This is a genomic window from Streptomyces sp. NPDC038707, assembly GCF_040636485.1.
Taxonomy (GTDB): Bacteria; Actinomycetota; Actinomycetes; order Streptomycetales; family Streptomycetaceae; genus Streptomyces.
Map to the genome: position 1 here is coordinate 1 of NZ_JBEZUP010000033.1, position 23,979 is coordinate 23,979.

At 73.5% G+C, this 23,979-nt stretch carries 18 protein-coding genes and 2 pseudogenes; 9 read left to right on the forward strand and 11 right to left on the reverse strand.

The features are described 5' to 3' along the window. Both AB0E62_RS31840 and AB0E62_RS31845 read right to left on the reverse strand, forming a co-directional pair. Window positions 1–101, reverse strand: a 101-nt coding sequence (locus tag AB0E62_RS31840; protein ID WP_358262032.1) for a sugar phosphate nucleotidyltransferase, incomplete at its 3' end; no start/stop codon positions are given. After that, entirely contained in the window at window positions 98–1,927 is a 1,830-nt protein-coding gene (locus AB0E62_RS31845) for a DUF5941 domain-containing protein (protein ID WP_362201617.1), read from the reverse strand. The genes AB0E62_RS31845 and AB0E62_RS31840, both read right to left, overlap by 4 nt. 491 nt (window positions 1,928–2,418) lie before the next feature. Here AB0E62_RS31845 and AB0E62_RS31850 point away from each other — a divergent pair, with 491 nt between their 5' ends. Continuing rightward, window positions 2,419–3,360, forward strand: a complete 942-nt coding sequence (locus tag AB0E62_RS31850; protein WP_362201620.1) for a cation diffusion facilitator family transporter — start codon at window positions 2,419–2,421, stop codon at window positions 3,358–3,360. A 213-nt stretch (window positions 3,361–3,573) separates the two neighbouring features. After that, the gene (gene idi, locus AB0E62_RS31855) at window positions 3,574–4,167 is read left to right on the forward strand and encodes an isopentenyl-diphosphate Delta-isomerase (protein ID WP_362201623.1); all 594 of its coding nucleotides are present in this window, start codon (window positions 3,574–3,576) and stop codon (window positions 4,165–4,167) included. Window positions 4,168–4,176: 9 nt separating this feature from the next. Here idi and AB0E62_RS31860 read toward each other — a convergent pair whose 3' ends face one another. Further along, complete coding sequence (locus AB0E62_RS31860; protein ID WP_362201626.1) at window positions 4,177–4,707, reverse strand: ATP-binding protein; 531 nt, start codon at window positions 4,705–4,707, stop codon at window positions 4,177–4,179. Between the two features lie 221 nt (window positions 4,708–4,928). On the opposite strand from AB0E62_RS31860, the gene AB0E62_RS31865 reads away from it, so the two are divergent. The 3 genes from AB0E62_RS31865 (at window position 4,929) to AB0E62_RS31875 (ending at window position 8,991) form a co-directional block, all read left to right on the forward strand. Next, complete coding sequence (locus tag AB0E62_RS31865; RefSeq protein WP_362201629.1) at window positions 4,929–5,684, forward strand: enoyl-CoA hydratase/isomerase family protein; 756 nt, start codon at window positions 4,929–4,931, stop codon at window positions 5,682–5,684. Window positions 5,685–5,882: 198 nt separating this feature from the next. Beyond that, entirely contained in the window at window positions 5,883–8,330 is a 2,448-nt protein-coding gene (locus AB0E62_RS31870; RefSeq protein WP_362201632.1) for a Tex family protein, read from the forward strand. A gap of 85 nt (window positions 8,331–8,415) precedes the next feature. After that, on the forward strand, window positions 8,416–8,991 hold the full coding sequence (locus AB0E62_RS31875) for a DinB family protein (protein ID WP_362201635.1): 576 nt from the start codon (window positions 8,416–8,418) through the stop codon (window positions 8,989–8,991). Here AB0E62_RS31875 and AB0E62_RS31880 read toward each other — a convergent pair. Next, the gene (locus AB0E62_RS31880; protein ID WP_362201638.1) at window positions 8,988–10,628 is read right to left on the reverse strand and encodes an ABC-F family ATP-binding cassette domain-containing protein; all 1,641 of its coding nucleotides are present in this window, start codon (window positions 10,626–10,628) and stop codon (window positions 8,988–8,990) included. The genes AB0E62_RS31875 and AB0E62_RS31880 overlap by 4 nt on opposite strands. A 48-nt stretch (window positions 10,629–10,676) precedes the next feature. On the opposite strand from AB0E62_RS31880, the gene AB0E62_RS31885 reads away from it, so the two are divergent. After that, the gene (locus tag AB0E62_RS31885; RefSeq protein ID WP_362201641.1) at window positions 10,677–11,618 is read left to right on the forward strand and encodes an FAD-dependent oxidoreductase; all 942 of its coding nucleotides are present in this window, start codon (window positions 10,677–10,679) and stop codon (window positions 11,616–11,618) included. Window positions 11,619–11,731: 113 nt separating this feature from the next. On the opposite strand, the gene AB0E62_RS31890 is transcribed toward AB0E62_RS31885, so the two are convergent. After that, window positions 11,732–13,681 carry a Xaa-Pro dipeptidyl-peptidase gene (locus tag AB0E62_RS31890; RefSeq protein ID WP_362201644.1) on the reverse strand — a complete coding sequence of 650 codons (1,950 nt, stop codon included), beginning with the start codon at window positions 13,679–13,681 and terminating at the stop codon, window positions 11,732–11,734. Between the two features lie 178 nt (window positions 13,682–13,859). Between AB0E62_RS31890 and AB0E62_RS31895 the strand changes: the two genes are divergently transcribed. Beyond that, entirely contained in the window at window positions 13,860–15,347 is a 1,488-nt protein-coding gene (locus AB0E62_RS31895; protein WP_362201647.1) for a M1 family metallopeptidase, read from the forward strand. 102 nt (window positions 15,348–15,449) lie between these two features. Here AB0E62_RS31895 and AB0E62_RS31900 read toward each other — a convergent pair whose 3' ends face one another. Further along, window positions 15,450–16,166 (reverse strand): PfkB family carbohydrate kinase, encoded by a 717-nt coding sequence (locus AB0E62_RS31900; RefSeq protein WP_362201650.1) that lies wholly within the window; start codon window positions 16,164–16,166, stop codon window positions 15,450–15,452. On the opposite strand from AB0E62_RS31900, the pseudogene AB0E62_RS31905 reads away from it, so the two are divergent. Then, window positions 16,113–16,321 (forward strand): annotated as a pseudogene (locus tag AB0E62_RS31905) (adenosine kinase); the annotation flags it as partial. The gene AB0E62_RS31900 and the pseudogene AB0E62_RS31905 overlap by 54 nt on opposite strands. A 28-nt stretch (window positions 16,322–16,349) precedes the next feature. On the opposite strand, the pseudogene AB0E62_RS31910 reads toward AB0E62_RS31905, so the two are convergent. Further along, window positions 16,350–16,755 (reverse strand): annotated as a pseudogene (locus tag AB0E62_RS31910) (Appr-1-p processing protein). 42 nt (window positions 16,756–16,797) lie between these two features. Next, a complete protein-coding gene (locus AB0E62_RS31915) occupies window positions 16,798–18,264 on the reverse strand; it encodes an amino acid permease (protein WP_362201653.1) in 1,467 nt (488 codons plus the stop codon). Between the two features lie 221 nt (window positions 18,265–18,485). On the opposite strand from AB0E62_RS31915, the gene AB0E62_RS31920 reads away from it, so the two are divergent. After that, window positions 18,486–19,274, forward strand: a complete 789-nt coding sequence (locus tag AB0E62_RS31920; RefSeq protein ID WP_362201656.1) for a MerR family transcriptional regulator — start codon at window positions 18,486–18,488, stop codon at window positions 19,272–19,274. Between the two features lie 6 nt (window positions 19,275–19,280). Here AB0E62_RS31920 and AB0E62_RS31925 read toward each other — a convergent pair whose 3' ends face one another. Genes AB0E62_RS31925 through AB0E62_RS31935 form a run of 3 tightly spaced genes read right to left on the reverse strand, consistent with a single transcriptional unit; the run spans window position 19,281 to window position 23,910 of the window. After that, window positions 19,281–21,458: a 3-hydroxyacyl-CoA dehydrogenase NAD-binding domain-containing protein gene (locus tag AB0E62_RS31925; protein WP_362201658.1), complete on the reverse strand. Its 2,178-nt coding sequence runs from the start codon at window positions 21,456–21,458 to the stop codon at window positions 19,281–19,283. A gap of 41 nt (window positions 21,459–21,499) precedes the next feature. Further along, window positions 21,500–22,714: an acetyl-CoA C-acetyltransferase gene (locus tag AB0E62_RS31930; RefSeq protein ID WP_362201661.1), complete on the reverse strand. Its 1,215-nt coding sequence runs from the start codon at window positions 22,712–22,714 to the stop codon at window positions 21,500–21,502. After that, window positions 22,711–23,910 (reverse strand): CaiB/BaiF CoA-transferase family protein, encoded by a 1,200-nt coding sequence (locus tag AB0E62_RS31935; protein ID WP_362201664.1) that lies wholly within the window; start codon window positions 23,908–23,910, stop codon window positions 22,711–22,713. The genes AB0E62_RS31930 and AB0E62_RS31935 overlap by 4 nt, the downstream gene beginning before the upstream one ends. Window positions 23,911–23,979 lie beyond the last annotated feature (69 nt).

Below are 23,979 nucleotides of genomic sequence, written 5' to 3' on the forward strand. Positions count from 1 at the left end.
TCCACGCCCTCCGGCCCCACCGGCACCAGCGCCTTGGGCAGCGTGTCGGTGTAGGGGCGCAGACGCCGTCCGGCGCCGGCCGCCAGCACAAGGCCGATCATGCGGTTTCTCCTTCATCGTGTACGGCGGGCGCCCCGGCGGACACCCAGAAGCGGACGCTCTCGACGAGCACCACCAGGGCGACGGCCACGGCGAGAACCGTGAGCGCGGCCTTGAACTGCGCGGCGGTGAGCACGGCGGCCAGGACGGTGACGAGCAGCGTCCGCCCCTCCTGCCCACCGATGGCGCGCACCAGCCAGGCCGGGGGCGCTCCGGCGTTGCCGCGGATGCGGTACACCGTGTCGTAGTGATGGTAGGCGACGGCCGCCACCAGGCCGAAGGCGGCCGGAAGGGCTCCGTTCACCCCCGCTTCACCGGCGAGGGCGAGGACGGTGCCGTACTCGGCGGCCCGGAACAGCGGGGGGACCAGCCAGTCCAGGGCGCCCTTGAGCGGGCGGGCGACGGCGAGGGCCGAGGTCAGGACGTAGACCAGGGCCCCGGCCACCGGGAGGGTGCCGCCGAAGTCCGTGAGGGCCGAGCAGGCCACGACCGCGGCGCCGCCCAGCAGGGCGACGGCGGGCACGGCGAAACCGGGCAGGCCGCGCCGGAACACCCGGCCGAGCGCGTTGGCGAGCGGACCGGGGTCGGCGAGGTCGGCGAGCGCCCGCGCGGCCCGGTCGGTGCGGCGCGCCCTGCGGGTCACCGAGCGCAGCACCCGGCCCGCCGTGGTGTACGCCGCCGCCAGGGCGCAGCCGGCCAGCAGGACGTAGAAGGTGATGCGCGGGGTGGTGGCCGCGGTGAGGACCGCGATCATCGCCCAGCGCTCGCCGATCGGCAGCACGATCATGCGGCGCACCCAGACCGTCCAGCCGACGCTGTCCAGCTTGTCGGAGAGCGCGGCGGTGGGGCTGGTGTTGGCGGTGGCGTCGTGGTTGGCCTCGTTGAAGGAGAAGTCGACCACGTGCCGGCAGGTCTGCAGGACCATCGCGCCGAGGGCGAGCGCCCAGACGTCGTCGCCGCCGCGGGCCGCGCCGAGGGCGAGGCCGGCGTAGTAGGCGTACTCCTTGGCCCGGTCGAAGGTGGCGTCGAGCCAGGCGCCGAGGGTGGAGTACTTCAGCGCGTAACGGGCGAGCTGGCCGTCGGTGCAGTCCAGCACGAAGGAGGCGATGAGCAGCACGCCGGCCGCGACGAAGCCGCCGCGGGTGCCGGTGGCCGCGCAGCCGGCCGCGATCAGCGCGGTGAGCAGCGAGGCCGTGGTGACCTGGTTGGGGGTCAGGCCGCGGCGGGCGCACCAGCGGGCGAGGTAGCGCGAGTAGGGGCTGATGAAGAACGTGGTGAAGAAGCCGTCGCGGGACTTCACGGCCGACTTCAGGCGGACGGCCTCCTCGTCGACGGCGGCGACGGCCCGCCGGGCCTCGTCCAGCGCGCTCGGACCGTCCGGCACAGTGGCGACCAGGCTGCCCAGCTCGGGCCGGTGCACCGCGCCGCCGTCGTCGTCCAGGGCGCCGGCCACGCGGTCGGCGAGGCTGTCCACGGCGAGCGCGGGGGCGCCGCCCTCGGCGGCGCGGGCGGCCGTGGCGCCGGGTGCCGGGGTCGCGCGGGCCACGGCCCGGGCGAGGGCCGGCCGGGCGGCGGGCTGGGCGGTGACGGCGCCGGGGACGGCGGCGAGCGGGAAGCGCGGGTCGGTCAGGCCGAGGCGCAGGGCGTGCGGATGGCCCACGAAGCGGGCGTCGACCAGGGCGACGCGCCGGTCGGCCGGCACGGTGGCGAGCAGGTTCCGCGTCTCGGCGGCGTCGGCGGCCACGCGCACGTCGAAGCCGAGGGACCGCAGATCGCTCTCCAGTGACGATCCGGGGACCGGCTGACCGGTGACGATGGCGGTCGACAACCGAACTCACTCCCTGGGTGCCGACGCGCGCGGCGCCGGTCTGCTGCGTGGTGGGGCGCCCCGGCCTGCGGCACCCGGGCGGCATGTCGGCAGAGGCTATCGGATGGGCCGGAGCCCGCGTTCACCGGCCGTTCACGGCCCGGTCCACCGGGCCTGCCCCGGCCTTTGCCGCGATCATCATCGGTGATCCGGGCCCCCGCCCACAAACCCGTGGAGCAGACCCGGGCAACCGGGACACCGGGCGGTCCGGACACCCGGCCGCCCCGTCGGCGGTGCCGGATCCGCCGCGGCGCGGCCGGGCCGCCGCCGAAAGCGGTCCCCCGGGATCGCGGCGGGCCGGGGCACGCCGCGCCGGGCGGGCCGGACCGCGCTGACCTGCGGAACGTTTCCGCAGGTCACGGCATATGACAACGGTGTTCAGTGCCGCGTTGCCAATACCCCCCACCCGTAGTTCACTGGCCCTCCGGGCAGGCAAACGGAAGGCGGTAGTCATGGGGGCAGGGCACGACCACGGGCACGCGCACTCGCACGCGCCGGCCCCGGGTACGGCCACGGCCGCGTACCGCGGGCGGCTGCGCGTCGCGCTGGGCATCACGCTCACGGTCATGGTGGTCGAGATCGTCGGCGGCCTGGCCGCGGACTCGCTCGCGCTGATCGCGGACGCGGCGCACATGGCGACGGACGCGGTCGGCCTCGGGATGGCACTGCTCGCGATCCACTTCGCGAACCGCCCGCCGAGCACCAACCGCACCTTCGGCTACGCCCGTGCCGAGATCCTCGCGGCCCTGGCCAACTGTCTGCTGCTGCTCGGGGTCGGCGGCTACGTCCTGTACGAGGCGGTCCAGCGGTTCGTCGAGCCCGCGCCGACCCGGGGCGGGCTGATGATTGTGTTTGGCCTGGTGGGCCTGGTCGCGAACTCCGTCTCGCTGGTGCTGCTGATGCGCGGGCAGAAGGAGAGCCTGAACGTGCGCGGCGCGTTCCTGGAGGTGGCCGCGGACGCGCTGGGCTCGGTGGCGGTACTGCTGTCGGCGGCGGTGATCCTGGCCACCGGCTGGCAGTCGGCGGACCCGGTCGCCTCCCTGGTCATCGGGCTGATGATCGTGCCGCGCACGCTGAAGCTGCTGCGCGAGACGCTGGACGTGCTGCTGGAGGCGGCACCCAAGGGCGTCGACATGGCCGAGGTGCGGGCGCACATCCTGGCGCTGGACGGCGTGGAGGACGTGCACGACCTGCACGCCTGGACCATCACCTCGGGCATGCCGGTGCTGTCGGCGCACGTGGTGGTCAGCTCCGAGGTGCTGAACGCCATCGGGAACGAGAAGATGCTGCACGAGCTGCAGGGCTGCGTCGGCGACCACTTCGACGTGGAGCACTGCACGTTCCAGCTGGAACCGGGCGGCCACGCGGAGCACGAGGCGCGGCTCTGCCACTGACCGGGGGCGGCGCGCACCGCCGTACGGCGTGTCGCCCGTCCGGCGCGTCCGGGCGTCCGGCGCACCCCGGCCGGTTTCCGGCGGCGGGCGGCGGGCACGATGGGCTACCGGCTCCGGTGCCCGGGGCCGCGCCGCGCCAGGCCGCGGGGCGTGCCCGGGGCGCCGGATCCGTACGGCAGACTTGGGATGCTGGGACCGAAGCGAAGGATGCGTATGCCGATCACACCCGCCACCGCGACGCACGGCTCGTCGGAGGACACCGCAGAGGCGATCTTGCTGGAACTGGTCGACGAGAACGGGGTGACGATCGGCACCGAGGAGAAGCTCGCCGCCCATCAGCCGCCGGGGCGGCTGCACCGGGCGTTCTCGGTGTTCCTCTTCGACGAGCGGGGCCGGCTGCTGCTCCAGCAGCGGGCGCTCGGCAAGTACCACTCCCCCGGTGTGTGGTCCAACACCTGCTGCGGTCACCCGTACCCGGGCGAGGCGCCGTTCACGGCGGCGGCCCGGCGCACCCACGAGGAGCTGGGCGTGTCGCCGTCGCTGCTCGCGGCGGCCGGCACGGTCCGCTACAACCACCCGGACCCCCTCTCGGGCCTGGTGGAGCAGGAGTACAACCACCTGTTCGTCGGCCTGGTGCAGGCCTCGCCCGCACCGGATCCGGAGGAGGTCGCCGAGACCGTCTTCGTGACGGCGGACGAGCTGGCCGAGCGGCACGCCCGGGACCCGTTCTCGGCCTGGTTCATGACCGTGCTGGACGCGGCCCGGCCGGCGATCAGGGAGCTGACCGGCCCGGCCGCCGGCTGGTGACCCCGTCCGTCACGGCAGCGCCGGGGGCTTGAGCGGCAGGGCGGCCCAGATCACCTTGCCGCCGCTCGCGGTGTGCTCCACGTCGACCACCCCGCCCGCCTCCCGGGCCACCTCGCGGACCAGGAGCAGACCCCGGCCGCCGGTCCGGCCGTGGTCGGCCTCCAGGGCGGTGGGGCGGTAGGGGTGGTTGTCCTCCACCGACACCCGCACCCACTCGGCCCCGACGGCCACCTCCACGGCGAGCACCGGGGAGAGCAGCGCCGCGTGCCGCACCGCGTTGGTGACCAGTTCGGTGACGATCAGCAGCAGCCCGTGGACCAGGTCGTCGGAGGCCGGCACGCCCTGGCGCAGCAGCAGGTCCCGTACGGCGTGCCGGGCCTGCGGCACCGAGGCGTCCACCGCGGCCGCGGTGAACCGCCAGACCCCCTCGTACGGCAGGGGGTCCGGCGGCCGCTCGCCGCCCCCCGGCGGGCACAGGCCCTCCCCGTGCCCCTGGTCGTCCCACGTCCGGTCGCCGTCCTCGCGCTCGATTGTCACCACACGTCGAGTGTTGGCAACGATGCGCTGCCGTCCGGATGCCTGAGCGCAAGTCGGCGGGTATCGAACGGTTTCCGACCGACCGCGTCCGACCCGGTCGCGGGCGGGACTGTTCCTGTCCTCCGGGCGCCGGTTCGCGAACTAGTCGGGTTGTACGGGTTTGCCCGGTCGTGCCGCCCGCTCCCCCTGAGGTGCCGCGCGGCGCCTCCGCTACGATCCGCCGCATGGTCGCCCAGCTGTCCCATGACGTCGCCGACTCCGTCGCCACCGTGGTGATCCGTCATCCCGCCCGGCGCAACGCCATGACGACGGCGATGTGGCGGGCCCTGCCCCCGCTGCTGGACACCCTGGCGGCCGACCCGGACGTACGGGCGCTGGTGCTGACCGGCGAGGGCGGCACGTTCTGCGCGGGCGCCGACATCACCACGCTCCAGGGCTCGCCCGAGGAGGCACCGGCTCTCGCGGTGGCCGCCGAGGAGGCCCTGGCCGCGTTCCCCAAGCCGACCGTCGCCGCGGTGCGCGGGCACTGTGTGGGCGGCGGGACCCAGCTGGCGGCGGCCTGCGATCTGCGGCTGGCCGAGGAGGGGGCGCTGTTCGGGGTGACCCCGGCGCGGCTCGGCATCGTCTACCCGGCCTCCTCGACCCGCCGGCTGGTCCGTCTGGTCGGCCCGGCCACCGCCAAGTATCTGCTGTTCACGGCCGAGTTGATCGACGCCGGGCGGGCGCTGCGCACCGGCCTGGTGGACGAGGTGCTGCCCGAGGGGGAACTGGACAAGCGGATCGCGGAGCTGACCCGGGTACTGGTGTCCCGTGCGCAGCTGACGCAGGCCGCCGCCAAGGAGTTCGCGGACGGCCGCACCGGCCGGGAGGCTCACTGGGCGGCGCAGGCGCGGGACAGCGGCGACACGGCGGAGGGGGTCGCGGCGTTCCTGGAGCGCCGGCGGCCGCGCTTCACCTGGACGCCGCCCGCGAGGGGTTGACGCGGTCCGCCGTTTCCCGGGCCGCGGCGTGGTGCCCGGTGCGCCCGGCTGTTCGGCGGAGCCTCGTCCGCCGCGCGCGGCAGCCGGGCCCGACGGCTCCGGGCCCGGCGCCCCGCCGGACGCCGCCCTGATCCCCGGATGTCGGTGTCACCTGCCACAATTGCCGCGCAACCTCAGTGGAGAAGGCGGTACGGGATCGTGACCACACCCGGGTCCCTCGGAGCAGGGTCCATCGAAGGCAGGATCGCCGAGGAACTCGGCGTACGGGAGCGGCAGGTCAAGGCCGCGGTGGAGCTGCTGGACAGCGGCTCCACGGTGCCCTTCATCGCGCGCTACCGCAAGGAAGCGACCGAGATGCTCGACGACGCGCAGCTGCGCACCGTCGAGGAGCGGCTGCGCTATCTGCGGGAGCTGGAGGACCGGCGGACGGCGATCCTGGAGTCGGTGCGGGAGCAGGGCAAGCTCACCGGGGAACTGGAGGCGCGGATCCGCGGCGCCGAGACCAAGGCGCGGCTGGAGGACATCTACCTGCCGTACAAGCCCAAGCGGCGCACCAAGGCGCAGATCGCGCGCGAGGCGGGCCTGGAGCCGCTCGCTGACGGGCTGCTGGCCGATCCGGCGGTGGAACCGCGGGCCGCGGCCGCCGCGTTCGTGGACGCGGACAAGGGCGTGGCGGATCCGCAGGCCGCGCTGGACGGTGCCCGGGCGATCCTCACCGAGCGGTTCGCCGAGGACGCCGATCTGATCGGCGAGTTGCGCGAGCGCATGTGGGTGCGCGGGCGGCTGGCCTCGAAGGTGCGCGAGGGCAAGGAGGAGACGGGCGCCAAGTTCGCCGACTACTTCGACTTCGCGGAGCCGTTCACCGAGCTGCCCTCGCACCGGATCCTGGCGATGCTGCGCGGGGAGAAGGAGGAGGTCCTGGACCTCGTCCTGGAGCCGGAGGAGCCCACCGAGGGCCCGTCGTCGTACGAGGGCATCGTCGCGTCGCGGTTCGGGATCGCCGACCGGGGCCGCCCGGGCGACAAGTGGCTGACGGACACGGTCCGCTGGGCCTGGCGCACCCGGATCCTGGTGCACCTCGGCATCGACCTGCGCCTGAGGCTGCGCACGGCCGCCGAGGACGAGGCGGTGAACGTGTTCGCGGCGAACCTGCGGGACCTGCTGCTGGCCGCCCCGGCCGGCACCCGCGCCACGCTCGGCCTCGACCCGGGGTTCCGTACGGGGGTGAAGGTCGCCGTGGTCGACGCCACCGGCAAGGTCGTCGCCACGGACGTGATCCACCCGCACGTCCCGGCCAACAAGTGGGACCAGGCGATCGCCACGCTGGCGCGGCTGGCGAAGGAGCACGCGGTCGAGCTGATCGCGATCGGCAACGGCACGGCCTCCCGCGAGACCGACAAGCTCGCCGGTGAGCTCATCGCGAAGCACCCGGAGCTGAGCCTCACCAAGGTGATGGTGTCCGAGGCGGGCGCGTCGGTGTACTCGGCGTCGCAGTACGCCTCGCGGGAGCTGCCGGACCTGGACGTGTCGCTGCGGGGCGCGGTGTCCATCGCGCGGCGTCTGCAGGACCCGCTGGCCGAGCTGGTGAAGATCGACCCGAAGTCCATCGGGGTCGGCCAGTACCAGCACGACCTGTCCGAGGCGAAGTTGTCCCGTTCGCTGGACGCGGTCGTCGAGGACTGTGTGAACGGCGTCGGCGTGGACGTCAACACGGCGTCCGTGCCGCTGCTGTCGCGCGTGTCGGGCATCTCCGCCGGGCTGGCCGAGAACATCGTCGCGCACCGGGACGCCAACGGTCCGTTCACCTCCCGCGCGGAGCTGAAGAAGGTGGCGCGGCTCGGCCCGAAGGCGTACGAGCAGTGCGCGGGCTTCCTGCGCATCCGGGGCGGCACGGACCCGCTGGACGCCTCCAGCGTGCACCCGGAGGCCTACCCGGTGGTCCGTCGCATGGTGAAGACCACGGGCCAGGAGGTGGCGTCCCTCGTCGGCAACACCGGGGTGCTGCGCTCGCTGCGCCCGGCCGACTTCGTGGACGACACCTTCGGTCTGCCGACCGTCACCGACATCCTCAAGGAGCTGGAGAAGCCGGGCCGCGACCCGCGTCCCGCGTTCAGGACGGCCACCTTCAAGGAGGGTGTGGAGAAGATCTCCGACCTGTCCGCCGGGATGGTCCTGGAGGGCGTGGTGACGAACGTGGCGGCGTTCGGCGCGTTCGTGGACATCGGTGTGCACCAGGACGGGCTGGTGCACGTGTCGGCCATGTCCAAGTCGTTCGTGAAGGACCCGCGCGATGTCGCCAAGCCCGGTGACATCGTCAAGGTGAAGGTCCTGGACGTGGACATCCCGCGCAAGCGGATCGCCCTGACGCTGCGGCTGGACGACGAGGCGGCCCCGCAGGGGCAGGGCGGCGGCCGGCCGCAGCGCGGCGGTGCCCGCCCGCCCCAGCAGCGGCAGGGCGGCGGCCAGGAGCACGGCCGGCGGCAGGGCGGCGGCCAGGGACAGGGTCAGCGGCAGGGCGGCGGCCAGGGGCAGCGGCAGGGCCGCGGCGCCGGCGACCGGGGCGGGCGCCAGGCCGCGGCGCCCGCCAACAGCGCGATGGCGGACGCCCTGCGCCGCGCGGGGCTGCTGGACCCGAAGAAGCGCTGACGCGGCGAGTCCGGGGGCGGGCGGTGCGTCCGCCCGGCCCCGGATATCCCGTGGACAATGATCACCTGGTCGTCAGACTCGTCCCATGACAGGATCAGATCCCAAAGCCGACCTTCAGGTGTACCTCCAGGACGCGCGTGACGTGCTGCTCTGGAAGCTCGACGGCCTCACGGAGTACGACATCCGGCGCCCGCTGACGCCCACCGGCTCAAACTTGCTGGGCCTGGTCAAGCATCTGGCGGGTGCCGAGGCCCTGTACTTCGGCACGGCCTTCGACCGGCCCTTCGTCAGTACGCCGCTGTGGTTCACGGGGGACGCCGAGCCGGACGCGGACCTGTGGGCGCGGGCCGACGAGACCCGCGAGGAGATCACCGAACGGTACCGGCGGGCCTGCGCGCACGCGGACGAGACCATCGCGGCGCTCCCCCTGGACGCGGTCGGCCGGGTGCCGGGCGCGTCCGGGGGGATCACGCTGCACCGGACGCTGACCCACATGGTCGCCGAGACCCAGCGGCACGCCGGGCACGCCGACATCGTGCGCGAGCTGATCGACGGGGCCGTGGGCCAGCGGCCGGACGGTCTCAACGTCGCGCCCCGTGACCCGGACCACCACGGCCGGGTCGAGCGGGCGGCGAAGGAGGCGGGGAGGGACGCGAGTTAACGCTCCGTCACCTTGCCGTCCGCCACCTCCAGGCGCCGGGTCACCCGGACCGCGTCCAGCATGCGCCGGTCGTGGGTGACCAGCAGCAGGGTGCCCTCGTAGGCGTCGAGGGCCGACTCCAGCTGCTCGATGGCGGGCAGGTCCAGGTGGTTCGTCGGCTCGTCGAGGACCAGGAGGTTGACGCCCCGGCCCTGGAGCAGGGCGAGGGCGGCGCGGGTGCGTTCGCCCGGGGAGAGGGTGTCGGCGGGCCGCAGCACGTGGTCGGACTTCAGGCCGAACTTCGCCAGCAGGGTACGGACCTCGACCGGCTCGGTGTCGGGTACGGCCGCGCGGAAGGCGTCCAGCAGGGTCTCGGAGCCGTGGAACAGCCGCCGGGCCTGGTCGACCTCGCCGACCAGCACACCGGAGCCGAGGGCCGCGTGTCCGGCGTCGAGGGGGACCCGGCCCAGCAGGGCTCCGAGCAGGGTGGACTTGCCGGCGCCGTTGGCGCCCGTGACCGCGACCCGGTCCGCCCAGTCGACCTGGAGCGACACCGGTCCGAAGGTGAAGCCGTCGCGCCGCACCTCGGCGTCCCGCAGGGTCGCCACGACCGCGCCCGACCGCGGTGCGGAGGCGATCTCCATGTGCAGCTCCCACTCCTTGCGGGGCTCCTCGACCACCTCCAGGCGCTCGATCATGCGCTGGGTCTGCCGGGCCTTGGCGGCCTGCTTCTCGCTGGCCTCGCTGCGGAACTTGCGGCCGATCTTGTCGTTGTCGCTGCCCGCCTTCCGGCGGGCGTTCTTCACGCCCTTGTCCATCCAGGACCGCTGCGTCTGGGCGCGGTCCTGGAGGGCGGCCTTCTTGTCGGCGTACTCCTCGTACTCGTCGCGGGCGTGCCGCCGGGCCACGTCGCGCTCCTCCAGGTAGGCCGCGTAGCCGCCGCCGTAGAGGTTGATCCGCCCCTGGGCGAGGTCGAGTTCGAGGACCTTGGTGACCGTGCGGGTGAGGAACTCGCGGTCGTGGCTGACGACGACGGTGCCCGCGCGCAGTCCGGTGACGAACCGTTCCAGACGCTCCAGGCCGTCCAGGTCGAGGTCGTTGGTGGGCTCGTCCAGGAGGAAGACGTCGTAGCGGGACAGCAGCAGGGAGGCGAGGCCGGCGCGGGCCGCCTGGCCGCCGGACAGGGCGGTCATCGGCTGGTCCAGGTCGACCGCCAGGCCGAGGGAGCCGGCGACCTCCTCCGCGCGTTCGTCCAGGTCGGCGCCGCCGAGACCGAGCCAGCGCTCCAGGGCGCCGGCGTAGGCGTCGTCGGCGCCGGGCGCGCCGTCGACCAGCGCCTGGGTGGCCTCGTCCATGGCCCGCTGGGCGGCGGCGACACCGGTGCGGCGGGCCAGGAACTCCCGGACCGTCTCGCCGGGCCGGCGCTCCGGCTCCTGCGGCAGATGGCCGACGGTCGCGGCCGGCGGGGACAGCCTGAGGCCGCCCTGCTCGGGCGGGGTGAGGCCGGCGAGCATCCGCAGCAGCGTCGACTTGCCCGCGCCGTTGGCGCCGACCAGCCCGATCACGTCTCCGGGCGCGACGACCAGGTCGAGCCCGGAGAACAGGGGCCGGTCGCCGTGTGCGGCGGCGAGGTTCTTGGCAACGAGGGTGGCAGTCATCAGGAGGCCGATCCTAATGGCGGCCCGCGCGGGGCCTATCGTCCTGGCGTGGACACTGAGCCGAGTGACGAAGTGATCATCGTGGTCGGGGGCGGGGTCGCCGGGCTGACGACGGCCGTGCTGCTGGCCGAGGCGGGGTGCCGGGTACGGGTGTGGGCGCGGGAGCCGGCCGAGGAGACCACCTCGGCGGTCGCCGGCGGCCTGTGGTGGCCGTACCGCATCGAACCGGAGCGGCTGGTCGGGGCGTGGGCCCTGGAGTCCCTGGCCGTGTACCGGGAGCTGGCGGCACGCCCGGAGGAGACCGGGGTGCGCCTGGTGGACGGCGTCCATCACGGGGCGCGGCTCGCGGGGCTGGGCGCCTGGGCGGGCCGGGTGCCGGGGCTGCGAGAGGTGGGCGGGGGGCTGGCGGCGCGGCTGCCGGTGGCCGACATGCCGGTGCATCTGGCGTGGCTGCGGCGGCGGCTGGAGCGGGCCGGGGGCACGGTGGAGCTCCGTGAGGTGACCGACCTGGCGTCCGTGCCCGCCGCCGTGGTGGTCAACTGCGCGGGGCTCGGGGCCCGTTCCCTGGTGCCGGATCCCGCGGTGCGTCCGGTGCGCGGGCAGCTGGTCGTGGTGGAGAACCCGGGCGTCACGGAGTGGTTCACCGCCGTCGACGGCTCCTCGGCCGCGTCCACGTACGTCATCCCGCAGCCGGACCGGCTCCTGCTGGGCGGCACGGCCGAGGAGGACGACTGGAACCTGGAGCCCGACCCCGGGGCCGCCGCGGCGATCGTCGCCCGCTGCGCGTCCGTCCGTCCCGAAGTCGCCGGCGCCCGGATACTCGCCCACCGGGTGGGCCTGCGCCCGGCCCGGAAGACGGTACGCCTGGAGCGCCGGCTCCTGCCGGACGGACGCGTCCTGGTGCACAACTACGGACACGGCGGCGCCGGCGTCACGGTGGCCTGGGGCTGCGCCCGTCAGGCGGCGAGACTGGCGTCCGCGGCGGGCTGAGGATCGTCGCGGGGAGGGGGCCGGTGTTCCGGGCGTACCGGGCTGCGGTTTTCCAGGGGCGCGGGGAACTCCGCGAGCGGGCACCCCCCGCCCCTCCCGGAGTGCCCGGGCCGTCAGGCGGCCGGCAGGTGCCGGCCGGTGCGCGGCGCCCCCACCCCCTCCAGCACCGTCGGCTCGGGCGTCCCCGCCGCGCCGGACGTGGCCCGGGCGAACGCCCCCGCCCCGCCCACCAGCGGCACCTTCGCGGTCGTACGGGACAGGTCCACGGTGAGCGTCGGGCGAGTGGACGGAGGTTCGAGGAGACCGCTGTCCGTGCCCGCGACGATCAGTGCCAGCCGGTGCCCCGCGGGCACCACATGGTCGGTGGCCCCGAGCCGGAGGGTCATCGTGCGGGCCTTGCCCGGGGTGAGCGGGACGCCCTTCGCCGCCGAGGCGTAGTGCCCGAGGTCGGCCCAGCCGCGGCTGACCACGGTGTAGCCGACGGCCGCCGTCTTCGCCCGGGTCTCCTTGAAGCACGCGCTGTCCCCGGCCGTGCTCGCGCCCCAGCAGGTGCGTTCGGCGAGGGTGGTGATGCCCTCGTCCGGGTCGGCGTAGTCACGGATGGTGTCCGGGCCGATGTCGGCGAGGACGGCGGACAGATGGGCGGAGGTCGTGGTCGGGGTGGCGGTGACCGTCACCTCCGCGGATCCGGCCAGCCGCAGGGCACGGGAGAGGGGCGCGGTGAGGAAGCCGGCCTTCTCGGGCGTGGCCGCGGTGACACGGGCGGCCCAGTCGGTCTCGCCCAGCCGCGGGTCGTCCGTGAAGGCCGCGGTGCCGTGGGCCCGGCGCAGGCCGAGCGTGCCGACGCCGGCCTCGGGGCCCGGGGCCGGGCGCAGCACGGTGGCGCGGGTGCCGGACGGGGGCCAGACGGGGGTGGTCACCCACTGGCCGGGGTGGCGCTCCACGTCGGCCATGGGCTCGCGGTCGATTCCGTTGTCGTAGCCGAGGAGTTCGTGGTCGAACCAGCGGTGCAGGGTGTCGACCCAGGCGCCGCGCCGGAAGTCGAACGGGTCGACGTGTCCGGTCTGGGACAGCCAGATCTTGCGGCGGACGCCGTGCCGGGTGAGGGCGTCCCACCACGGGCCGAGGTGCTGGGTGCGGACGTTGAGGTCCTGCATGCCGTGCACCGCGAAGACACTGGCCCGCACCTCGGCCGCGTCCTTGACGTAGTCCCGCGCGGTCCACAGCGGGGTCCGGTCGCCGTTGCGCGGGCTGCCCTCGGCCAGCCGGCGCTGGACGGCCGCGCAGTGGGCGCGCGCGCCGGCGCTCTCGACGCGGTCGGCGAGGTCGTCGGGGCCGCCGTCGTAGAGCGGGGCGCCCTGGGCGAAGTAGTAGTCGTACCAGGAGGAGATGGCGCTGATCGGGACGATGGTCCTCAGGCCCTTGACGCCGGTGGCGGCGACGCCGTTGGCGATGGTGCCGTCCCAGCTCTTGCCGATCATGCCGGTGCGCCCGTTCGTCCAGCCGGCTCGCACCGGAGTGTCGCCGGTGCGGCTGGTGTAGGCCCTGGCGCGGCCGTTCAGCCAGTCGACGACGGCCTTCGCGGACCGGATGTCGGAGGGGCCGCCGATGTCCACGCAACCGTCGGAGCGGTTGGTGCCGGCGAGGTCGACGCCTACGAAGGCGTAGCCGCGCGGTACGAAGAAGTTGTCGTAGAACAAGGGCATCTGGACGACGCGGCCCTGGGCGTCGTACGTCTTGAGCTGGCTCTCGTTGCCTCGCCCGCAGCAGGAGTAGTACGGGCTGGCGTCCATGATGACCGGTACCTTGCGGCCCTGCCCGGCGGGTTCGGCGGGCCGGACGATGTCGGCGGCGACGCGGTCGCCCCTGCCGTCGCCGTCCTCGTCGAGCCCGGTGTCCACCCAGACGGACTCGCGGATCGCCCGGTCGTAGGAGTAGACGGGAGTGCTCTCCCGGGGCGCGGGCCGGGCGCCGGCCGGGGTGGTGGGGAGGAGGGCGGTCAGGGCGACCGCGGCGGCGGTGACGAGCGTTCTGCGGATCGCGGAGCGCGTGCGTGTCGGCATGCGCGGACGGTACTCCGGTCAACTCCCTTGCAAAAGAGGACGCTCCGGGACGCGTGACGGCTGAATGGCGATCATGTGACAGCAGGTGCCATGGACAGGTCAGAGGCACCGGGGAATGCTTAGGCTGCGGTCAGAGCCTTTCCGAACGGACCCGTGGTCCTGACGACTTGGAGCTGACGTGCACCGCAGAATCATCGCGCCGGGCGCATTGGCGGCGGCCTCCGTCCTGCTGGCGATCCCGGCATCGGCCGCGAGCTACACCCCTGGCGCGCCGGGCATCGGCGACCCCTATTACCCGTACTACGGCAATGGCGGCTACGACGTCTCGCACTACGACCTGAGGCTGCAGTACCAGCCGAAGACGGACGAGTTGCAGGGCACCGCGACGATCCTGGCGAAGACCACCCAGGACCTGTCCCGCTTCGACCTGGACTTCCTGCTGGACGTGAGCGAGGTCCGGGTCAACGGCGCCAAGGCCTCCTTCACCACCTCCGGCGAGCACGAGCTGGTCGTCACCCCGAAGAACCCGCTGCCCAAGGGCACGCCGGTCACGGTCGTGGTCCGCTACAGCGGGGTGCCGTCGCAGAGGAGCGCCTACGGCTTCACCTCCTGGCACCGCACCCCCGACGGCGGGGTGGCCGCCAACGAGCCCGAGGCCGCCTGGTGGTGGTTCCCGAGCAACGACCACCCGGCCGACAAGGCCACCTACGACGTGTCGGTGTCCGTCCCGGACGGCACCCAGGCCATCTCCAACGGCACCCTCCAGTCGGCCACGTCGAAGCTGGGCTGGACCCGCTACAACTGGCGGCAGAACAAGCCGCAGGCCACCTATCTGGCCACGCTGGCGCTGGGCAGGTTCGACATCACCACCGGCACCTCCGACGGCGGGGTGCCCGTCATCAACGCCTACAGCAAGGACCTCGGTGACAACGAGGGCGCCGCGCGGGCCAGCGTGGAGCGGACCGGGGAGGTCGTGGACTGGCTGAGCGGCTACTTCGGGCCGTATCCGTTCTCCGCGGCCGGCGGGTACGTCCCCAACACCACGACCGGATACGCGCTGGAGACGCAGGGCCGTGTCTACTACAGCCCGCGGCAGTTCGCGAACGGCGCCAACACCTCCGTGGTCGTGCACGAGCTGGCCCACCAGTGGTACGGCGACTACGTGTCGGTCAAGGGCTGGAAGGACATCTGGATCAACGAGGGCTTCGCCCGCTACGCGCAGTGGCTGTGGTCCGAGCACGAGGGCGAGGGCACCGCGCAGGAGCTGGCCGACTACGTGTACGCCGCGCACCCGGCCGACGACCCGTTCTGGACGATCGCGCCGGGCGACCCCGGTCCGGACGAGCAGTTCTCCGGTGCCGTCTACGACCGGGGCGCCCTCGCCATCCAGGCGCTGCGCAACGAGGTCGGCGACGACGCGTTCTTCGCGATCCTGAAGGGCTGGCCGAAGGAGCACGCCTACGGCAACGCCTCGGTGGCCGACTTCCAGCGGTTCGCCGAGCGGGTGTCCGGCAAGCCGCTGGCCGCGCTCTTCGACACCTGGCTGTTCCAGCCGTCGAAGCCGGCCGCGTCGTCGGCCCGGGCCCTGGTGAGGACGGCCACGGCGGTGGCACAGCCGAAGTCGTGGAAGAAGATCGAGGCGACGAACGAGGTGCACGCGCACTGAGCCGGCCGCGAGGTCGTCGGCCGGTCCGGGCCCGCGGCGGCCGGGAGGCCGCGCGCGTCCGGCTCTGACCGGCCGCGGACGCCGACTCCCGCGCCCGGGGCCTCAGCGGCTCGGTCCGGCCGCCCGCCGCAGCAGTTCCTCCCGGCCCATCGCGTCCGCGCGGTCGGCCGGGACGGTGCGGGCGTGGGCGCCCGCGACCGCGCCGTACCGAGCGCAGCGCCCGGGCGGCTCACCGGCGAGCCGCCCGTAGAGGAACGCGGCGGCGAAGGCGTCGCCCGCGCCGTTGGAGTCCACCACCGGCGCGGGCGGGTCCGCCGCCGGGACACGGGTCAGCACGCCGTCGGCGAGCAGGAACGCGCCCTCGGTTCCGGCGGTGGCGACGACGGTCGAGGCCCGGCCGCGCTCCTCGATGCGCCGCATGGTCCGCTCGGGGTCGGCGAGGGCGGCGGCGGACAGGAAGACGATGTCGGCCGCGTGGGCGAACGCCTCGTGGTACGGGTTCTCCCCGTCCCAGTCGTGCAGGTCCGTGGAGAGCGGCACGCCGGTCTCCCTGAGGACGGGCAGCGCGTGGGCGCAGGGCTGGGTGATGGTCACGTGCACATGCCGGCTCGCGGCGGCCAGGGTGCGCAGGGCGGCCTCGGGGAAGCGGTCGCCGGGACGGGCCCGGGTGGTGTCGTAGAGCGACAGGCGGCGGCCGTCGGGGCCGACGAGGTTGACCGCCCGCTTGGTCCCGGCCGGCTGCGGCAGCGCGGTGAGGCTGATGCCGTGCTCGTCGTGCAGGGGGTGCTGGGCGGGGCCGGCGTGGACACCGTCATCCACGTCCCCGAGCTGCCCCTGCCCCACGCCGACAGCTACATGATCGACTCGGGGATCCGCACCCGCGCCGGGAGACCGGTGACTTCGTCGCCCTCGGGCTGGCCGCGCTGGGGCTGCGCACCCACCACCTCGACCTGCTCGGCGACGACCCCGAGGGCAGCACCTCGGTCGCGTCCTGCTGCCCGCTCACCGGCCGTCCTCCCCGTGGTCGTACACCGTCACGGCGATCCCGCGCTTGACGGGCCTCTCGGTGATGAGCGGCTCCACGCGGGACCACGTGCCGCCCGCCAGACCGAGCCCGCGTCTCTGGGTGGCCAACATGATCGGCCAGCGGGGGACCAGAAGGGGCGGCAAGGGTGTGCCCGTGCGCCACCGGCCCGCACCGGCTGGACCGCGCCAGACCGAAGTCGTTGCGCGCGCGGTCGCGGTGCCAGGCGCGGTAGGCGGCCTCCGGCTCGGGCCGGCGCCGCGACAGCGCCAGGACGAAGTCCTTCCCCCAGCCGCCGATGTCGTTGCAGACATGGGCGATCACTTGGGCGCCCTGGGCCGACGGCGCGGTGGCGTCACCCCGGACATACTCGGTCTCCGACATGCCGCCACCGTGGGCGGTGCCACTGACAGTGGCTCTGAGCTGCTACTTCGTCGGTTCGGGTGAGGTCTTCGCGGCGTCCTTGGCCGCTTGGCGGCGGATGCCGAACCAGCCGGCGACCAGCATGACGGCGATCACCGGGATCAGCAGCAGGGTCTTGCGGCCGACCTCCTCGTCGTTCCACATCATGCCGAGGCAGACCAGCAGGAACGCGACGGTGGCGATCTCGGTGACCGGGCTGAACTTCAGCTGGAAGTGCGGCCGGGTGACCAGGCCGGCGCGGGCGCGGCGGACGAAGATCAGGTGGCAGATCATGATGATCACCCAGGTGCTGATGATCGCGAGCGAGGCGACGTTCAGCACGATCTCGAAGGCCTGGCTGGGCACCAGGTAGTTCAGGCCGACACCCAGCACGCAGACGCCGCAGGTCAGCAGGATGCCGCCGTAGGGCACCTGGCTGCGGCTCATCACCCGGGTGAACTTGGGGGCCGAGCCGGCCATGGCCATCGAGCGCAGGATGCGGCCGGTGGAGTACAGACCGGAGTTCAGCGAGGACATGGCCGCGGTCAGCACGACCAGGTTCATCACGTCGCCGGCCGCCGAGACGCCGATCTTGGACAGCACGGTGACGAACGGGCTCTGGTCGGCGGAGTACACCGAACCGGGCAGCAGCAGGGCGAGCAGCACGACCGAGCCGACGTAGAACAGGCCCACCCGCCACATGATCGAGTTCACCGCGCGCGGGACGACCTTCTCCGGCTCGGCGGTCTCGCCGGCGGCCACGCCGACCAGCTCCAGCGCGGCGTAGGCGAAGATCACGCCCTGCATGACCAGGACGACGGGCATCATGCCGTGCGGGAAGAGGCCGCCGTGGTCGGTGATGACACTGAGGCCCGGCTTGCTGCCGCCGACGTCGTGCTGGGTGGCCAGCAGGAAGATGCCGATCAGCATGAAGCCCACGAGGGTGGCGACCTTGATGATCGCGAACCAGAACTCCATCTCGCCGAAGACCTTCACCGAGATCAGGTTCACGGTGAGGACGACGGCGAGGGCGATCAGCGCCAGCACCCACTGGGGTATGGGGGTGAACATGCTCCAGTAGTGCGTGTAGAGCGCGATCGCGGTGATGTCCGCGATGCCGGTGGTCGACCAGTTCAGGAAGTACATCCAGCCGGCGACGTAGGCGCCCTTCTCGCCGAGGAACTCGCGCGCGTACGACACGAAGGACCCGGAGGACGGACGGTAGAGGACCAGCTCGCCCAGGGCCCGCACGACGAAGAAGGCGAACACACCGCAGACCAGGTAGGCCAGGGCGAGTGCCGGACCCGCGTTGTGCAGGCGGCCGCCGGCGCCCAGGAAGAGGCCGGTGCCGATGGCGCCGCCGATGGCGATCATGTTGACGTGGCGGGCCTTGAGGTCCTTGCTGTATCCGGCGTCGCCCGCGTCCGCGGGCGTGTGGGCCACCTGGGGGTGGGTGGTGGCCTGTGCCGATTCCACGGCGTCCTTGCTCACGGGTGGTTTCACTTCCTGGGTGCGCCCAGGCCTCATGGGCCCGGGGTTCGTGCAGGTCTTGGCCCGCACCACCCATTGTCGCGGCACAGACCAAGGCAGCAGCTTCCCAGACACACCCGCCGACAAGCGGTGATCCACGCCACAGAGCGGTACTTCTCACACCGATCGCCGGGGCTCCCCTCGGGTTTCACACCATTGGTGAGACAGCGATACTGCTGTACATGACGACCGACACCGGGGAGCCCACCCTGACGATCGACGAGCTGGCCGCGCGGGCGGGCGTCACGGTCCGCACGGTCCGCTTCTACGGCACCAAGGGGCTGCTGCCGCCGCCGGTGATCGGTCCGCGCCGGGTGGGCCACTACGGCCGCGAGCACCTGGCCCGGCTGGCGCTGATCGAGGAGATGCAGCACCAGGGCATGACGCTGGCCGCGATCGAGCGGCATCTGCGGCAGCTGCCGCCCGATCTCGGCCCGCACGGTCTGGCGATCCACCGGGCGGTGGTCGCCTCCTGGGCGCCGGACACCGTGGAGACCGTGTCCCGCGCGGAGCTGGAGCGGCGGGCGGGGCGGCGGCTGTCCGGAGAGGAGCTGGACCGGCTGGCCGCGATGAACGTGGTGACGCGGGACGGCGAGTCCTTCCGGGTGGACTGCGGCCTGCTGCGGCTCGCGGTGCGGCTGCTGGACGTACCGCTGGCGCAGGAGACGATCCTGGCCGCGCGGACCGTCCTGACCGGCCACGCGCGGGCGGCGGCGCACGAGCTGTCGGACCTGCTGCGGGAGGCGGTGGCCGAACGCGACACGCGGGATGTGAAGTCCCTTTCGGCCCATATGCACCCGCTCGTGGTCCAGGCGCTGCTCACCACCTTCCAGCGGTCGCTGCGGGAGGAGCTGCGCCAGTGGCTGGACGGAGCGGACGGCGTGCCGGGCCGGGAGGAAGCGGTGGACCCGGACGGCGCGGGCGGCTCGGCGGCCCCGGACGGGGAGTCCCGGGGCGCGCCGTCCGGGTGAACCGGGTCAGCGGGCGTCGGTGAAGGTCTCCCCCTTCTCGGCCTTCGCGACGAGCAGCGCGGGCGGGGTGAACCGGTCGCCGTAGCGCTCGGCCAGCTCGCGCGCGCGGGCGACGAAGCCGGGCAGGCCCCCTTCGTAGCCGTTGATGTACTGGAGCACGCCGCCGGTCCAGCCGGGGAAGCCGATGCCGAGGAGGGAGCCGATGTTGGCGTCGGCGACCGAGGTCAGGACGCCTTCCTCCACCAGGCGTACGGTGTCCAGCGCCTCGGCGAAGAGCATGCGTTCCTGCATGTCCCGGAACGGGATGGCGTGGCCGGGCCTGGTGAAGTGTTCGCGCAGCCCCGGCCAGAGCCCGGCCCGCTCGCCGCTGTCGGTGTAGTCGTAGAAGCCGGCGCCGCCGCTGCGGCCGGTGCGGCCGAACTCGTCCACCATGCGGTCGACGACCGCCTCCGCCGGGTGGGCGGTCCAGGTGCCGCCGGCCTCCTCCACGGCCCGCCTGGTCTCGGTCCGGATCCTGCGGGGCAGGGTGAGGGTCAGCTCGTCCATGAGGGAGAGCACCTTGGCGGGGTAGCCGGCCTGGGCGGCGGCCTGCTCCACGGATGCGGGCTCGACGCCCTCGCCGACCATGGCGACGCCCTCGTTGATGAAGTGGCCGATCACCCGGGAGGTGAAGAAGCCGCGCGAGTCGTTGACGACGATCGGCGTCTTGTTGATCTGCCGGACCAGGTCGAAGGCGCGCGCGAGCGCCTCCTCGCCGGTGCGCTCCCCCTTGATGATCTCGACCAGCGGCATCCTGTCGACCGGTGAGAAGAAGTGCAGCCCGATGAAGTCGGCCTGGCGCTCGACGCCCTCGGCGAGCGTGGTGATCGGCAGCGTGGAGGTGTTGGAGCACAGCAGCGCGTCCGGGGCGACGACCGACTCGATCTCCTGGAACACCTTGTGCTTGAGGGCCGTGTCCTCGAACACGGCCTCGATGACCGCGTCACAGCCCGCGAGGTCGGCCGTGTCCGCGGTGGGGGTGATGCGGGCGAGCAGGGCGTCGGCCTTCTCCTGGCTGGTGCGGCCCTTGGCGACGGCCTTGGCGCACAGCTTCTCCGAGTAGCCCTTGCCCTTGGCCGCGGCTTCGGGCGAGACGTCCTTGAGGACGACGTCGATGCCCGCGCGGGCGCACGCGTAGGCGATGCCGGCGCCCATCATGCCCGCGCCGAGGACGGCCACCTTGCGCACCTGGCGGGGGGCGACGCCCTTCGGCCGGCTGGCGCCGGAGTTGACCGCCTGGAGGTCGAAGAAGAACGCCTGGATCATGTTCTTCGAGATCTGCCCGGTGGCCAGTTCCACGAAGTAGCGGGCCTCGATGACCTGGGCGGTCTCGAAGTCGACCTGGGAGCCCTCGACGGCCGCGGCGAGGATGCTGCGCGGGGCCGGGTAGGGGGCGCCGTTCGTCTGCTTGCGCAGGTTGGCCGGGAAGGCGGGCAGGTTGGCGGCGAACTTGGGGTGGGCCGGGGTGCCGCCGGGGATCCGGTAGCCCGGGGTGTCCCAGGGCTGCCGGGACTCGGGGTGGGCGTCGATGAACGCGCGGGCCTTGGCGATCAGCTCTTCGCGGGTCTCGGCGACCTCGTGGACGAGGCCGTTGTCCCGGGCGCGCCGGGCGTTGTACCGGTTGCCCTGGAGGAGCACCTTCAGCAGGGCGTCCGCGATGCCGAGCAGCCGTACGGTGCGCACCACTCCGCCGCCGCCGGGGAGCAGGCCGAGGGTGACCTCGGGGCAGCCGATCTTCGTGCCGGGGGTGTCGAGGGCGACGCGGTGGTGGCAGGCGAGGGCCAGTTCGAAGCCGCCGCCGAGGGCCGCGCCGTTGATCGCCGCGACGACCGGTTTGCCGAGGGTCTCGATGCGGCGCAGGTTGCGCTTGATGGCGAGGCCGCCTTCGAACAGGTCCTGGGCGGTCTCGGGGGTGGCCCGGATGAGGTCGCGCAGGTCGCCGCCGGCGAAGAAGGTCTTCTTGGCCGAGGTGAGGATGATGCCGCGGAGGGAGTCCCGCTCGGCCTCCAGCCGGTCGGTGATCACGGCGAGGGAGTCGCGGAACGCCTGGTTCATGGTGTTCGCGGACTGGTCGGGGTCGTCCAGGACGAGGGTGACGACACCGGTGTCGTCCTGCTCCCAGCGGATGGTGGTGCTCTCGGTCATGACAGTCGTCTCCGTTGAAGTCGCTTGTTTCCGCGGGGAGTTCAGATGCGCTCGATGATGGTGGCGATGCCCATGCCGCCGCCGACGCACAGCGTGGCGAGGCCGTAGCGCTTGTCCTGGCGCTCCAGTTCGTCGACGAGGGTGCCGAGGATCATGGCGCCGGTGGCGCCGAGCGGGTGGCCGAAGGCGATGGCGCCGCCGTTGACGTTGACCTTGTCCAGGCTCAGGCCCATGTCCTTGGCGTAGCGCAGGACGACCGCGGCGAACGCCTCGTTGATCTCGACCAGGTCGATGTCGTCGATGGTGAGGCCTGCCTTGGCCAGGGCCTTGCGGCTGGCGGGAGCGGGGCCGGTGAGCATGATGGTCGGCTCGGAGCCCGAGACGGCGGCGGAGACGATCCGCGCGCGCGGGGTGAGGCCGTGGCGTTCACCTGCCTCCCGGGAGCCGATCGCGACGAGCGCGGCGCCGTCCACGATGCCGGAGGAGTTGCCCGCGTGGTGGACGTGGTCGATCTTCTCCACCCAGTGGTACTTCTGCAGCGCGACCGCGTCGAAGCCGCCCAGGTCGCCGATGTCCGCGAACGACGGCTTGAGCGCGGCCAGGGAGTCGGCGGTGGTGCCGGGGCGCGGGTGCTCGTCGTGGTCGAGGACGACCAGGCCGTTGCGGTCCTTGACGGGGACCACCGAGCGTTCGAAGCGGCCCTCCTTCCAGGCGGTGGCGGCGCGCTCCTGGGACAGGGCCGCGTACTCGTCCACGTCCCGGCGGGAGAAGCCCTCGAGGGTGGCGATCAGGTCGGCGCCGATGCCCTGCGGCACGAAGTTGACGGCGAGGTTGGTCATCGGGTCGTTGAACCAGGCGCCGCCGTCCGAGGCCATCGGCACGCGGGACATGGACTCGACGCCGCCGGCCAGGACCAGGTCCTCCCAGCCCGCCCGGATCTTGGCGGCGGCCAGGTTGACGGCTTCCAGGCCCGAGGCGCAGAAGCGGTTCTCCTGGACGCCGGCGACGGTGTCCGGCAGTCCGGCGGCGAGGGCGGCGATCCGGGCGATGTCGGAGCCCTGGTCGCCGATGGGGCTGACGACGCCGAGCACGATGTCGTCGATCCCGGCCGGGTCCAGGTCCGGGAAGCGGTCGCGGATCTCGTGGATGAGGCCGACGACCAGGTCGATGGGCTTCGTGCCGTGCAGGGCGCCGTTCGTCTTGCCGCGCCCGCGCGGGGTGCGGATCGCGTCGTACACGTACGCTTCGGTGCTCACTGGGGTGCCTTTCGGGAGGGGACGTCGGTGGCCGGGGCGGTGGCCGGGGTGTCGGGGGCGGCGGTGGGCGGGGCCGGTATGCCCCAGTCCCGGGCGACCGCCGCGGTGTCCGCGCCGGGGCGGGCGGGGCCGGTGCGGAGGGCGGTGGGGGTGGCGGAGAACCGGGGGGCGGGGGCGGGCTGGGTGACGCCGTCGTGCTCGGTGAAGGTGGCGCGGGCGGCGAGGTGCGGGTGGTGCGGGGCCTCGCGCAGGCCGAGCACGGGCGCCACGCAGGCGTCGGAGTCCTCGAAGACGGCCGTCCACTCGGCGCGGGTGCGGGTCCTGAAGGCGGCGGCGATCCGTTCGCGCAGTTCGCCCCAGCGGGTCCAGTCGGTGCGGGCGGCGGCGAGGCCGGTCAGGCCCAGCAGGCGCAGGAACTCGTCGTAGAACTTCTCTTCCAGGGCGCCGACCGCCATGTGCTTGCCGTCGGCGGTCTCGTAGGTGCCGTAGTAGGGGCAGCCGCCGTCCAGGAGGTTGGCGGCGCGCCGGTCCTGCCAGCCGCCGGCGCCGAGCATGGCGTGGATCATCGTGGACAGGTGGGCCGTGCCGTCGACGATGGCCGCGTCGACCACCTGGCCGGTGCCGGTCGCGCGCGCGTGGTGCAGCGCGGCGAGGACGCCGACGACCAGGTAGAGGGCGCCGCCCGCGTAGTCCCCGAGGAGGTTGGCGGGCACGGCCGGGGGTTCGTCCGGGCGGCCGATCATGCCGAGGGTGCCGGTCAGCGCGATGTAGGCGATGTCGTGGCCGGCGCGGTGGGCGAGGGGGCCGTCCTGGCCCCAGCCGGTCATCCGGCCGTAGACCAGGCGGGGGTTGCGGGCGTGGCAGTCCCCGGGGCCGACGCCGAGCCGTTCGGCGACGCCCGGGCGGTAGCCCTCCACGAGGATGTCGGCCCGTTCGGCGAGGTCCAGGACGCGGGCGGGGCCGTCGGGCGCCTTGAGGTCGACGACGACCGAGCGCTTGTTGCGGTTGGTGAGGTCGCGGGCCGGGTCGAGGCCGAGGCCCGGGCCGCCCGGGCGGTCCACCCGGACGACGTCGGCGCCCAGGTCGGCCAGCAGCATGGCGGCGAACGGCCCCGGCCCGATGCCGGCCAGCTCCACCACGCGCACGCCGGAGAGCGGGCCGGTGCCCGGCGCCGGCGGCGTCTGTGCCGTTGTCATCCGTCCAGCCCCCAAGCGTGTGACACCGTTGCTGTAACACCGGTGATGCTAAGAACGCGTTCCACCGAG

Excerpts from the sequence above, each read along its gene's own strand:
- AB0E62_RS31850 (WP_362201620.1), top strand. The coding sequence starts at position 2,419 with ATGGGGGCAGGGCACGACCACGGGCACGCGCACTCGCACGCGCCGGCC.
- idi (WP_362201623.1), top strand. The coding sequence starts at position 3,574 with ATGCCGATCACACCCGCCACCGCGACGCACGGCTCGTCGGAGGACACC.
- AB0E62_RS31865 (WP_362201629.1), top strand. The coding sequence starts at position 4,929 with ATGGTCGCCCAGCTGTCCCATGACGTCGCCGACTCCGTCGCCACCGTG.
- AB0E62_RS31875 (WP_362201635.1), top strand. The coding sequence starts at position 8,416 with ATGACAGGATCAGATCCCAAAGCCGACCTTCAGGTGTACCTCCAGGAC.
- AB0E62_RS31880 (WP_362201638.1), bottom strand. The coding sequence starts at position 10,628 with ATGACTGCCACCCTCGTTGCCAAGAACCTCGCCGCCGCACACGGCGAC.
- AB0E62_RS31890 (WP_362201644.1), bottom strand. The coding sequence starts at position 13,681 with ATGCCGACACGCACGCGCTCCGCGATCCGCAGAACGCTCGTCACCGCC.
- AB0E62_RS31920 (WP_362201656.1), top strand. The coding sequence starts at position 18,486 with ATGACGACCGACACCGGGGAGCCCACCCTGACGATCGACGAGCTGGCC.
- AB0E62_RS31925 (WP_362201658.1), bottom strand. The coding sequence starts at position 21,458 with ATGACCGAGAGCACCACCATCCGCTGGGAGCAGGACGACACCGGTGTC.
- AB0E62_RS31935 (WP_362201664.1), bottom strand. The coding sequence starts at position 23,910 with ATGACAACGGCACAGACGCCGCCGGCGCCGGGCACCGGCCCGCTCTCC.